Here is an 11,984-nt window from a genome sequence, read left to right on the forward strand (position 1 = left end):
GGGGCCCCGATGGTTGGGGGTTGCGCCACCGCGGATTGCTCCTGCCCCCCCTACGCCGCGGCACCGCAACGCCAAGCCGGCCGCGAACGCCCCTCCTCGGGGTCGGGGGTGCGGGGCCGGGTGAGCGTCAACGGCCCCGCAGGAGGTAGACGTCCATGATCCAGCCCTTGGCGGCGCGCAGTTCCGCGCGGCGGGTCACGATCCGCTGTTCCACCTCGCGCAGCGGGCCCTCGATCAGGGTTTCGTCGGGCATGCCGAGGTAGGCGCCCCACCAGATGTGCACGTCGTCACCGGGGACCTCGGTGAACGAGCAGTCGCCGTCGAGCATCACCACCGTCGAGCCTGCGCCGAGACCTTCCTCACGCAACCGGCGGCCGGTCGTGACGTGGACGGGCTCACCGATCCGGTGCAGCACCATGCGGTGCCGGGCGGCCAGCGCGGCGACGCTGGTGACACCGGGAATCACCTCGTAGTCGAACTCGGTGCGGCCGCGGGCCAGCACGAGCTCGACCATCCGCAAAGTGCTGTCATAGAGCGCGGGGTCGCCCCAGACCAGGATCGCGCCGACCCCGTCCACCTCGTCGAACGCGGCCTCGAGCAATTCGGCGCGGCGTTCGTGCCAGTCCTGCACGACGCCCGCGTAGTCGTCGGGGGTGCGGTCGCGCGGCGGGTCGGTGATCTCGATGATCCGGTGCGGTCCGTCGACGTGCTCGGCCAGGATCGCGGTGCGCACGTCGACCAGTTCCTGCTTCTCGGCGCCCTTGCCGATGACGAAGAACGCGTCGGCGTGTCGCATGGCCTTGACTGCCTGCATCGTCACCTGGTCGGGGTCTCCGGCACCGATGCCGATCACGTAGAGCTTGCGCATACGCGGAGAGCTTGCCAGGTGTCGTGCACCGTAGAATCGCCAGGCGTGGCCACCCCTGACACGCAGTACGAGGACCTGCTCCGGCACGTGCTGGAGCACGGCACGCCCAAAGCCGATCGCACCGGCACCGGAACCCGCAGCATCTTCGGTCATCAGCTGCGCTACGACCTGGCCGAGAGCTTTCCGCTGATCACCACCAAGCGGGTCCACCTCAAGTCGATCGTCTACGAACTGCTGTGGTTCCTGCGCGGCGACTCCAATGTGTCCTGGCTGCGCGAACACGGCGTCACCATCTGGGACGAATGGGCCGACACCAGGGGCGAGCTCGGCCCGGTCTACGGCGTGCAGTGGCGGTCGTGGCCCACCCCCGACGGCACCCATATCGACCAGATCGCCCAGGTCCTGCACACCCTGCGCACCGACCCGGATTCGCGCCGGATGATCGTCTCGGCCTGGAACGTGGCCGACCTGGACAAGATGGCGCTGGCGCCGTGCCACGCCTTCTTCCAGTTCTATGTGGCCGACGGCAAGCTGTCGTGCCAGCTGTATCAGCGCAGCGCCGACCTGTTCCTCGGCGTTCCGTTCAATATCGCCAGCTACGCCCTGCTCACCCTGATGATCGCCCAGCAGACCGAGCTCGAGCCCGGCGAGTTCATCTGGACCGGCGGCGACGTGCACATCTACGACAACCACGTCGAGCAGGTGCGCGAACAGCTCACCCGGGAGCCGTACCCGTTCCCGACCCTGCACCTGCGCGCGGCGCCGAGCCTGTTCGACTACACCTACGAGGACGTCGAGCTCACCGGCTACCAGCACCACCCGGCCATCAAGGCACCGGTGGCGGTGTGAGTCGCGGCATCAACCTGATCTGGGCGCAGGCCGCCGACGGGGTCATCGGCGTCGAGAACACCATCCCGTGGCGCATCCCCGAGGACATGGCCAATTTCCGGGACACCACCATGGGTCACCCGGTGATCATGGGCAGGCGCACCTGGGACTCGCTGCCCGCCTCGTTCCGTCCACTGGCCGGCCGCCGCAACATCGTGGTCACCCGCCAGACTGATTGGGCAGCCGAGGGCGCCGAACGCGCCGGCTCACTGCCCGACGCGCTGGCGATCGCGGGCGATGTCGACGTGTGGGTGGCCGGCGGTGGCGAGATCTACCGCGCCGCGCTCCCACTGGCCACATCGCTGCTGGTCACCGAGGTCGACACGACCGTCGACGGTGATGCCTTCGCCCCGGCCATCGGATCCGAGTGGCATGCGCCCGAAACCCCGTGGCAGGAGTCGAAATCCGGTCTCCGGTACCGGATTCGCCACTACACCCGGCACTGACAACGCTTGGCTAACAGTCGGCGCAAACGCCCGACCGCGGGTACGGTCTCGGGCATACTCCTGGGTACCAGCCCGCGAGAGCCTGCGAAAGGCGCGATGTCATGGACAAGAAATCGCTGACCGCGGTGGCCCGTCAACAGCTCAAGCTGGCGGCCACCTCGACGAGCGGCCGGAGTTCGCAGACCGTCATCGGCGGCCACACGCATGTACTGCGGCAGACCGTCGTCGCCCTGACCGAGGGCCAGAGCCTGGCCGAGCACGACAACGCGGGCGATGCCACGATCCAGGTCCTCACCGGCACGCTGATCCTGATCGCGGGCACCGACGAATGGAAGGGCTCGGCCGGTGATCTCATCGTCGTCCCCCGTGCCCGGCACAGCGTCAAAGCCATCGATGACGTGGCCTTTCTCCTGACCGTCGCGAAATAGGTCACCGGGCGCCGGTCGCCCGGAATGTGCTGACACACCAGGGCACTGATCGAACCTGTCGGTCCGGCGCCGTACTGTGGACGCCATGGGTGAGCCACAGCCGATCCTCGATCCACTCACGCCTGCCGCGATTTTTCTCGTCGCCACCATCGACGAAGGCGGCGAGTCCGCGGTCCGCGACCTGTTGTCCGACATCACCGGCTTACGGCGTTCCGTCAGCTTCCGGGTACCCGGTGACGGACTGTCCTGCGTCACCTCGATCGGCGCGCTGGCCTGGGACCGGCTCTTCGCCGGCCCGAAACCCGCTGAGCTGCACGAGTTTCCCGGCTACAACGGCCCCATCCACAGTGCGCCCGCCACCCCTGGCGACCTGCTGTTCCATATCAGGGGCGAGACCCAGGGCCCGTGCTTCGAACTGGCCATGGTGATCGGCGAGCGCCTGCGCGGCGCGGCCACGATCGTCGACGAGACCGTCGGCTTCCGCTACTTCGAACAGCGCGACCTGCTCGGTTTCGTCGACGGCACCGAGAATCCCGAGGGCAAAGCCGCGGCCTCGGCGGCGCTGATCGGCGACGAGGACCCCGAATTCACCGGCGGCAGCTACGTGATCGTGCAGAAGTACACCCACCCGCTCGACCAGTGGAACGCACTGTCGATCGAGGAGCAGGAGCGGGTGATCGGGCGAACCAAACTCGCCGACTACGAACTGCCCGACGACGTGAAACCGGCCGACTCGCACGTGGCGGTCAACACCCTGGTCGACCCCGACGGCACCGAGCGCCAGATCATGCGCGCCAACATGCCGTTCGGCACCATCGGCACCGGCGAGTTCGGCACGTACTACATCGCCTACGCCGCGACCCCGAGCGTCACCGAGCGCATGCTCGAACGGATGTTCCTCGGCACCGACGAGGCCGCCTACGACCGCATCCTCGACTTCTCCTTCGCGGTCACCGGCACCCTGTTCTTCACCCCCACCGTCGATTTCCTCGACGACCTGCCCGAGGCACCCGAATCCGTCGCCACCGAGGAAGAGTCCGATTCCCTGCCCGAATTCGTCCCGGTGGAGCAGGCGAACGCCGGCTCGGACGGCTCACTCGCCATCGGCTCGATGAAAAGGAGTAGTTGAATGAACAACCTGCATCGCGAACTCGCGCCGATCAGCGGCGAGGCCTGGGAGCAGATCGAAGAGGAAGCCACCCGCACGTTCAAGCGCAATATCGCGGGCCGCCGGGTCGTCGACGTCTCGGGCCCGCACGGGGTCGCCTATTCGGCGCTCAACCGCGGCAGGCTGACCAAGATCTCCTCCCCGGACGACGGTGTCCTCGCGCATCAGCGGGTGGTGCAGCCGCTGGTCGAACTCCGCGTGCCGTTCACCCTGTCCCGCCAGGAACTCGACGACGTCGAGCGCGGCGCGGGCGACGCCGACTTCGACAATCTCAAGGCCGCGGCCCAGAAGATCGCCTTCGCCGAGGATCGCGCGATCTTCGAGAGCTACGCCGCCGCCGGCATCACCGGCATCCGCGCCGCCGCGTCCAACGAACCGGTCGAGCTGCCGGGCAATGTCGTCGACATTCCCGACGCGATCTCGCACGCGCTCACCGGGCTACGCCTGGCCGGTGTGCAGGGCCCGTACTCGGTGGTGCTCAGCGCCGAGCTGTACACGCAGGTCAGCGAGACCTCCGATCACGGCCACCCGATCCGCACCCACATCGAGCGGCTGCTCGACGGCGAGATCATCTGGGCGCCCGCGATCAGCGGCGGTTTCGCGCTCACCACCCGCGGCGGCGACTTCGAGCTGGCCCTCGGCCAGGACCTGTCGATCGGCTACCTCAGCCACGACGCCGAGACCGTGCAGCTCTACTTCCAGGAGTCCTTCACCTTCCTCGTCGAGACCTCCGAAGCGGCGGTTTCGCTCGGCTCGTGATCGCGGCGCGGTGACCACCGCTAGGGTGGGCCGCGAGTCGTGGAGAGGGAGGTTCGCATGGCGGTCGTGCGTGCCGGTGTCGTGCCCGCTGGTCGGAGCCTGTTCTACTGCCTGATCGGGGTGCTGGCCACCGCGGGCGTCGTCGGGTTGTTCCTGGCGATGTTCGGGGTGAACCGGGTCGTCACCGGGATCCTCGTCGGCGCGATCGCCGGGGTCGCGGCAGGCGTCGCGCTGTTCGTGCGTGATGTCGTCGAGCTCACCGAGCACGCGATCCACGCCAGGACCCCGTTCCGTTCGGCGACGGTGCCGTGGGATCGCGTCGTCGCGGGCCGCTTCACCCTCGACGAGCGGTCCCGCTGGGCGCTGGCGCTCGACCTGACCGGCGAGACCACCGACGAACTGGTCCTGCTGTCCATCCCGCCGGTGGTCGGCCCGGTCGCGGGCGCCTACGACATGCGCAAACGCGAACAGGTGACCGAGATCCGGGAGATGCTGCGCGCCAAGCGGATTCCGATCACCGTGCTCCCCGAGATCGCGGGCGCGCTGAACCAGCACTGGCAGATCGCACCGCCGACGTCGCGCTGACCCGGGGCTACCGCCGAACGCCGATCCTGGCGCTCGGCAGGCGAACTCACCGAATGATCAGCGCAGCGTGCGGAAGAACTCACGCACATCGGTGGTGAGTAGTTCCGGTTCCTCCAGCGCCGCGAAGTGCCCGCCCCGATCGACGTCATTCCAGCGGACGATGGTGTTCTCCGCCTCGTCGAAGCGGCGGATCGCCACGTCGTGGGCGAGCACGAGCACAGCGGTCGGTACGCCCGAATTCTCCGGCACCGCACCCCATTCCCCTGGCTGGGCGTAGCCGACATAGCCAGCGGACCCCGCGGTGCCGGTGAGCCAGTAGATCATCGCGTTGGTCAGCAGCCGATCACGATCGATGATCTTGTCGGGCAGCGTCTCGCGCGGGTGCGTCCACTCCCGGAACTTGTCCAGGATCCACGCCAGCTGCCCGATCGGCGAGTCGACCAGCCCATAGGCGAGGGTCTGCGGACGCGTGGACTGCACGGCGATGTAGCCGAACTCCTCGTTCATGAACGCCTCGATCCGCCGGATACGATCGCGTTCGAGCTCGGTCAGGCTCGCGATGACCTCCTCGGACAGCGGCAGCTGCGGGATCGAGCCAGCGCCACCGTTGACGTGCACGCCGATCACCCGATCCGGCGCAACCCGCCCGACTTCCGGGCTCACCGCCGCGCCGAAATCGCCGCCCTGTACCCCGAAGCGCTGGTATCCGAGCCGGGTCATCAGCTCGGCCCACGCTCGCGCAATCCTGCGCACGGTCCACCCACCCTCGGTGACCGGCCCGGAGAATCCGAAGCCGGGCAGTGACGGGATCACCACATGGAAAGCGTCGGCCGGGTCGCCGCCGTGTGCGCGAGGGTCGGTCAGCGGGCCGATCAGGTCGAGGAATTCCGCGACCGAACCGGGCCAGCCGTGTGTCAGCAGCAGCGGCACCGCGTCGGGTTCGGCCGAGCGCACGTGCAGGAAGTGGATGCGCTGTCCGTCGATCACGGTCGTGAACTGTTCGTGCGCATTGAGTTTCGCTTCCTCGGCACGCCAGTCGTAACCGGTGCGCCAGTGGTCGACGAGCTCACGCAGGTAGCTGGTCGGCACACCGGTGTCCCAGTCGTCGCCGGGCAGCGCGGCGGGCCAGCGCGCGGTGTCGAGCCGGTTGCGCAGGTCGTCGAGCTGCTGTTGCGGAATGTCGATACGGAATCGCTGGATCTCGTCGCTCATGAACACAACGATAAGAGCCACCTAGGACAGGTTCCGCCCTAGCTGTCGGGCAGAATTTCTTTCATGTTGGAGACATCAGCCCGCCTACTCCGCCTGCTGTCGCTGTTGCAGACTCCCCGCGACTGGACCGGCACCGAACTCGCCGAGCGCTTGGACGTCGACGCGCGCACAGTGCGCCGCGATATCGAGAAGCTGCGCGCACTCGGCTATCCGGTCGACGCGACGCCCGGCGTCGGCGGCTACCGGCTCGGCGCGGGCGCGAAGCTGCCGCCGCTCCTGCTCGACGACGACGAAGCGGTGGCCGTCGCCATCGGCCTGCGTACCGCGGCGGGCGGCACCGTCGCCGGTATCGAGGACAGTTCCCTGCGGGCTCTCACCAAACTCGAGCAGGTCCTCCCGTCACGCTTGCGCCACCGGGTCAGCCTGCTGCACTCGGTCACCGTCACGGTCTCCGCCGCCTCCACTCCGGTCGATCCCGATGTCCTCACCGCCGTCGCGGGCGCCATCCGCGACAACCATCGCCTTCGATTCGACTACCGAACCCATGACGGCACAGCGACACTGCGCACTGTCGAACCCCACCGCCTGGCCCACACCGGCCGTCACTGGTACCTCATCGCCTGGGACACCGACCGCGCCGACTGGCGCACCTACCGCGCCGACCGCCTCACCCCGCGCACCCCCACCGGCCCCCGCTTCACTCCCCGCGAAGCCCCCGACCTCGACCTGGGCGGCTACCTCACCCGAGGCGTCACCACCGCCCCCTATCGGTACCAGGCCACCATCACCCTCGCGGTCCCCGCCACCGCCGCCGCCGACCGTATCGCCCCCACCGTCGGCGTCATCGAACCCCTCGACTCCGAAACCTGCCTCCTCCGCACCGGCGCCGACGACCTCACCGAACTGGCCATCTACATCGCCTCCTTCGACTTCCCCTTCCGAGTCGACGAACCCCCTGAACTCATCACCCACCTCCGCACCCTCGCCACCCGCTTCACCGAGGCCACTCAGCCCTAGGACTCGAACCTGCTGCCCCGAGATCGCGCTGAACCAGCACCCTCGCGCTGACGCCGTCACCAGAGCTACGCGCTCGCCCCTGACTTGAATCTCCGCCGGTAATCCGAGGGCGACACGCCGAGCCGCGCGAGGAAAGTCCGCCGCAATGCCTCGGCACTGGCGAACCCCGCATCAGCGGCGGCCCTGCTCACCGAACTGCCCGCCTCGAGCCGGGCGCGAGCGAGATCGAACCGTACGCTCGCCGCGTACTCGGCCGGGCTGAGCCCGACCTCCTCGGTGAAGAGCCGGGTGAGATGGCGCGGGCTCACACTGACGTGCCGCGCGAGTTCCTGCACGCTGTGCCGCTTCGCCGGATCCCGCGCGATGAGATCGGTCACCGCGCGCACCGGTCCCGGCGGCAACGCGGCCGCGCGCAGCGGCGTCGAGAACTGGGTCTGCCCACCGGAACGCTGGAGGTAGACCAGCAGACCCTGCGCGACCTGACGCGCGATGGAACTGCCGAGATCGTCGGCCACCAGTGCGAGCGCGAGGTCGATGCCGGCCGCGACACCGGCCGAGGTCGCGATGTCGGCCTCCCGCACGAAGATTCGATCCGCCTGCACGTCGACGCGCGGATACCGGCGCGCGAGTTCGGCGGCGAATTTCCAGTGCGTGGTCGCGCTGCGACCGTCCAGCATTCCCAGTTCGGCGAGCACGAAGGCACCGCTACAGATCGAGACGACCCGGCGGCTCCGCGCCGCGAGGGCGCGCGTTGCCTCGACGAGATCGGGCCGGACGAAGTCGGCGGGACGGACCTCGCTCCCCGGTATGACGAGCGTGTCCAGCGCGGGCGCGTCAGCTGCCGCGGCCGTCACGGCAACTCCCTGGCCGACCGAGCTGCGCACGGGTGCACCGCTGGGTGAGAACAGCAAGACCTCGTAGGCATCGGCGAACTGATTCGCCTCGACGAAAACCTCTGCGGGACCGACGTAATCGAGCGCTTTCACTCCGTCGAACAGGAGAAACCCGATACGCCGTGTCCCACTAGATGCGTTGTGGCGGACACGATCCGGGGGTAGAGACATGCCGATAAATCTAATGCTTGTCCGAAATGGCGGGATCCGCGGCCGTTCCGGTAGGCGACAGCCGACGTCCTTCCGACAACTATGGGCAACCTATCCATCCGCACCTCCGACGGGAGCGCAATGCCCTACTTCACCACCTCCGACGGCGCCGAGATCTACTTCTCCGACTGGGGCACCGGTCAACCCGTCGTCTTCAGCCACGGCTGGCCGCTCAGCTCCGATGCGTGGGCGCTGGAGCGCAAGACCCTCGCCGACGCCGGCTACCGCGTCATCGCGCACGACCGCCGCGGTCACGGCCGCTCGTCACAGCCGTGGCAGGGCAACGACATGGACACCTACGCGCGCGACCTCGCCGAGCTCGTCGAATCGCTGGACCTGCGCGATGTCATCGTGATCGGGCACTCGACCGGCGGTGGCGAGGTCGTGCGCTACGCGGCGCGGCACGGCGGGGACCGGGTCGCCAAGGTTGTCACGATCGGCGCGGTACCGCCGATCATGCTCGCGACCGAAGCCAACCCCGACGGCCTGCCGATCGAGGTGTTCGACGGCATCCGCGCCGGTGTGCTCGCCGACCGCTCGAACTTCTATCAGGAACTCGCCCCCTCGTTCTTCGGTTTCAACCGCGAGGGCGCCGCGGTCTCGAAGGGCGCGCAGGACGACTTCTGGCGCCAGGGCATGCTCGCCGGCATCCAGGCCGCCTACGAGTGCGTCGCCGCGTTCTCGGCGACCGATTTCACCGAGGACCTGAAGGCGCTCGAGGTGCCGATCTTCATCGCGCACGGTGACGACGACCAGATCGTCCCGATCGCGGGTGCCGCGCTGAAGTCGATCGAGCTCGTGCGGAACGGGACGCTGAAGGTGTACCCGGGCGCTCCGCACGGCATCTTCGGCGCCTACCAGCAGGAGCTCATCGGGGACATCCTGGCGTTCATCAAGAGCTGAGAACTGTCGGCGCGGTGTCACGCACCGGCACCGCGCCGGTACCGCTCAGGCGGGCTCGATGTCACCCAGTCGCCCGAGGAGCGCGTCGGCCGCCGCGCCGACCTCGCCACGGTGCCCGACTACGCGCATGATCGCGTCCGGGATGACGCGCTCGGTCTCGGCGGCCGCGGTCCCCTCGTCGGACCGGATCGCGATCACCGTCTCGACCAGCCGGAACGGCAGAATGCGCACCTCATCGGACTGCCCTGCGGCAGCGCAGGATTCGGCGGTGAGTCGTTCGTAGTGCTCGCGCAGTTCGTCGCGGCGGCGCCGGAACGCGGCGAACCGTTCGGTGCGAAGTTCGGGCAGCAGATACAGCGCGCCGAGATTCCATCGCGCGCTGCGCAACTGGCGCACGTCGAACAGCGCGAGCGCGTAGAGCTTCGTCGCGGCGGCCTCCGGCTCGCCGAGCATCCGCTGCGCCAATTCGACCGGGCCCGCGATGGTTTCGGCCAGCAGCGCGTCGAGAATGTCGTCCTTGGCGGCGAAGTGGTGATACAGCGAGGCCTGTCTGATGCCGACCGCGTCGGCCACCGCGCGGGTGGAGGTGTTGGCATAGCCCTTGGTGGTGAACAGCTCCGCCGCCGCGTCGAGGATCTCCGCGCGCGGCGTTGTTCCCTGCCTGCGCCGCTGTTCCAGCCGGGGACGCCCGGGACCGAGGTTTGCCACCCCCTAATTCTGTCATCGGGCCCCGACCTGGCCCGAAGCGGGCAGCTCACCAGCCAAGATGCCGCGCGGTCGAATTTCTGTCACTTGATAGAAACTTGGGCAACGCAGAAGTTACCGCGGGCCCCACACCCGATACACGCCCGACACCCTTCGAGCGATCGCGAGCGCAAAACTATCGCCTGATAGATATTTGGCCGCACCGCCGAAGGACACCGATATGGCCACGACTCTCGATTCCCCCGCCGACCCACTCGACACCGGCCGCGACAGTGCCGACCTGGCGGCGTTCGGCTATCAGCCGGTCCTGCACCGCAAGCTGGGACGCTACGCGTCGTTCGCGGCAGGCTTCTCGTTCGTCTCCATCCTCACCACGATCTTCCAGTTCTTCGGCTTCGGCTATTCGTTCGGCGGCGCCGCGTTCTTCTGGACCTGGCCGCTGGTCTTCGCCGGCCAGTTCCTGGTGGCGCTGAATTTCGCCGAGCTGGCCGCCCGGTACCCGATCTCGGGCTGTATCTATCAGTGGTCGCGTCGCCTGGCCGGCGGGCTGATCGGCTGGTTCGCCGGCTGGATGATGGTGATCGCGCAGGTCGTCACGGCCGCCGCGGCCGCCATCGCGCTGCAGGTCGTGCTGCCGACGATCTGGAGCGGCTTCCAGATCATCGGCACCGACACCGCGCTGACCTCCCGCGACGGCGCGATGAACGCGGTGCTGCTCGGCAGTGTGCTGCTGGTGGTGACCACCACGATCAATGTCATCGGCATCGATCTGATGGCCCGGATCAATTCGATCGGCGTCACCATCGAGATCGTCGGCGTGCTGGCGATCATCGCGCTGTTCTTCACCAGCGCCGAGCGTGGGCCCGGTGTTGTGGCGCAGACCGGCCAGGCCGCGCCCGGCCCGCACTGGGCGGCGTTCCTGGTCTCCGGCCTGATGGCCGCGTACGTGATGGTCGGCTTCGATTCCGCCGGTGAACTGTCCGAGGAGACCAAGAATCCGCGCCGGGTCGCGCCGCGCACCATCCTGCTCGCGCTGTCGGTCTCGGCGCTCGGCGGTGGTCTCATGCTGCTCGGCGCGCTGATGGCGGCGCCGAGCCTGTCCGACGGCAAATTGGCTTCCGGTGGCCTGGCTTACGTCATCACCTCGAAGCTGAACAGCCCCGCCGGATCGGTCCTGCTCGGTTGCGTCGCGGTCGCGGTGATCGTGTGCACGCTGGCGATCCAGACCGCGGGCTCGCGCTTGATGTTCTCGATGGCGCGCGACGGCAAGCTGCCGTTCGCGACGGCCCTGTCGACCGTGCATCCGCGCTTCGGCACGCCGGTGTGGCCCGCCGTGGTGATCGGCGCGCTCGGCATCGGGCTGCTTGTGCTCAACCTCGGCAACCCGGCCATCTTCGCCACCCTGGCCAGCGTCTGCATCGTCAGCCTGTACCTGGCGTATCTGCTGGTCACCGTGCCGCTGCTGGTCCGAAGGATCAAAGGCATGCCCGCGCTGGACGACCCGACGCTGTTCAGCCTCGGCCGCTGGGGCGTTCCGATCAACGCGCTCGCGGTGGTCTGGGGCATCGCGATGGTGATCAACCTGGCCTGGCCGCGCCCGGAGGTGTACACCCCGGACGGCGGCAGCTGGTGGCAGCTGTGGGCGGGTCCCCTGTCGGTGGCGATGATCCTCACCGCAGGCGCGATCGTGTACCGCCTCGTGGTGGCCACCAAGGACGAACTCCCCCTGGCCGAAACCGCACCCGCCGCAGCCTGATCCACCGGCACACCCCAATCAGCCCCTTACCGCCCCCTCAGCCCCGCACGCCCCGACCCCGAGGAGGGGCAGGCCGACGCAGTCGGCCGTCGGCGGCCGTCCCGCCGGTCAGGCGCCGTTGCGTAGGCGACGAAGGAGCAAGCAAC

Annotated in this window: 13 protein-coding genes; 9 read left to right on the top strand and 4 right to left on the bottom strand. The window is 68.5% G+C overall.

Features of this window, described 5'->3' with window-relative positions; all coding sequences use genetic code 11:
* Positions 1–127 precede the first annotated feature (127 nt).
* The gene (cobF, locus tag ACWF82_RS22665; protein ID WP_452504044.1) at positions 128–868 is read right to left on the bottom strand and encodes a precorrin-6A synthase (deacetylating); all 741 of its coding nucleotides are present in this window, start codon (positions 866–868) and stop codon (positions 128–130) included.
* A 45-nt stretch (positions 869–913) separates the two neighbouring features.
* Between cobF and ACWF82_RS22670 the strand changes: the two genes are divergently transcribed.
* The 6 genes from ACWF82_RS22670 (at position 914) to ACWF82_RS22695 (ending at position 5,142) form a co-directional block, all read left to right on the top strand.
* Positions 914–1,717 carry a thymidylate synthase gene (locus ACWF82_RS22670; RefSeq protein WP_452504046.1) on the top strand — a complete coding sequence of 268 codons (804 nt, stop codon included), beginning with the start codon at positions 914–916 and terminating at the stop codon, positions 1,715–1,717.
* On the top strand, positions 1,714–2,202 hold the full coding sequence (locus ACWF82_RS22675; RefSeq protein ID WP_452504048.1) for a dihydrofolate reductase: 489 nt from the start codon (positions 1,714–1,716) through the stop codon (positions 2,200–2,202). The genes ACWF82_RS22670 and ACWF82_RS22675 overlap by 4 nt, the downstream gene beginning before the upstream one ends.
* 101 nt (positions 2,203–2,303) lie before the next feature.
* A complete protein-coding gene (locus ACWF82_RS22680) occupies positions 2,304–2,630 on the top strand; it encodes a cupin domain-containing protein (protein WP_378845648.1) in 327 nt (108 codons plus the stop codon).
* A gap of 85 nt (positions 2,631–2,715) precedes the next feature.
* On the top strand, positions 2,716–3,759 hold the full coding sequence (locus ACWF82_RS22685; protein WP_452504050.1) for a Dyp-type peroxidase: 1,044 nt from the start codon (positions 2,716–2,718) through the stop codon (positions 3,757–3,759).
* Positions 3,760–4,557, top strand: a complete 798-nt coding sequence (locus ACWF82_RS22690) for a family 1 encapsulin nanocompartment shell protein (protein WP_452504052.1) — start codon at positions 3,760–3,762, stop codon at positions 4,555–4,557.
* Between the two features lie 57 nt (positions 4,558–4,614).
* Positions 4,615–5,142 (top strand): hypothetical protein, encoded by a 528-nt coding sequence (locus ACWF82_RS22695; protein ID WP_452504053.1) that lies wholly within the window; start codon positions 4,615–4,617, stop codon positions 5,140–5,142.
* Positions 5,143–5,199: 57 nt separating this feature from the next.
* On the opposite strand, the gene ACWF82_RS22700 is transcribed toward ACWF82_RS22695, so the two are convergent.
* Positions 5,200–6,354, bottom strand: a complete 1,155-nt coding sequence (locus tag ACWF82_RS22700) for an epoxide hydrolase family protein (protein ID WP_452504055.1) — start codon at positions 6,352–6,354, stop codon at positions 5,200–5,202.
* 63 nt (positions 6,355–6,417) lie between these two features.
* Here ACWF82_RS22700 and ACWF82_RS22705 point away from each other — a divergent pair, with 63 nt between their 5' ends.
* Positions 6,418–7,371, top strand: a complete 954-nt coding sequence (locus ACWF82_RS22705) for a helix-turn-helix transcriptional regulator (RefSeq protein WP_452504056.1) — start codon at positions 6,418–6,420, stop codon at positions 7,369–7,371.
* 65 nt (positions 7,372–7,436) lie between these two features.
* On the opposite strand, the gene ACWF82_RS22710 is transcribed toward ACWF82_RS22705, so the two are convergent.
* Positions 7,437–8,435 carry a GlxA family transcriptional regulator gene (locus ACWF82_RS22710; RefSeq protein ID WP_452504058.1) on the bottom strand — a complete coding sequence of 333 codons (999 nt, stop codon included), beginning with the start codon at positions 8,433–8,435 and terminating at the stop codon, positions 7,437–7,439.
* Positions 8,436–8,555: 120 nt separating this feature from the next.
* Between ACWF82_RS22710 and ACWF82_RS22715 the strand changes: the two genes are divergently transcribed.
* Complete coding sequence (locus tag ACWF82_RS22715; RefSeq protein ID WP_452504060.1) at positions 8,556–9,377, top strand: alpha/beta fold hydrolase; 822 nt, start codon at positions 8,556–8,558, stop codon at positions 9,375–9,377.
* A gap of 45 nt (positions 9,378–9,422) precedes the next feature.
* On the opposite strand, the gene ACWF82_RS22720 is transcribed toward ACWF82_RS22715, so the two are convergent.
* On the bottom strand, positions 9,423–10,085 hold the full coding sequence (locus tag ACWF82_RS22720) for a TetR/AcrR family transcriptional regulator (RefSeq protein WP_452504062.1): 663 nt from the start codon (positions 10,083–10,085) through the stop codon (positions 9,423–9,425).
* A 217-nt stretch (positions 10,086–10,302) separates the two neighbouring features.
* Between ACWF82_RS22720 and ACWF82_RS22725 the strand changes: the two genes are divergently transcribed.
* Entirely contained in the window at positions 10,303–11,838 is a 1,536-nt protein-coding gene (locus ACWF82_RS22725) for an amino acid permease (RefSeq protein WP_452504064.1), read from the top strand.
* The last annotated feature ends 146 nt before the right edge of the window (positions 11,839–11,984 follow it).

The sequence above is a fragment of the Nocardia sp. NPDC055053 genome (assembly GCF_053608285.1).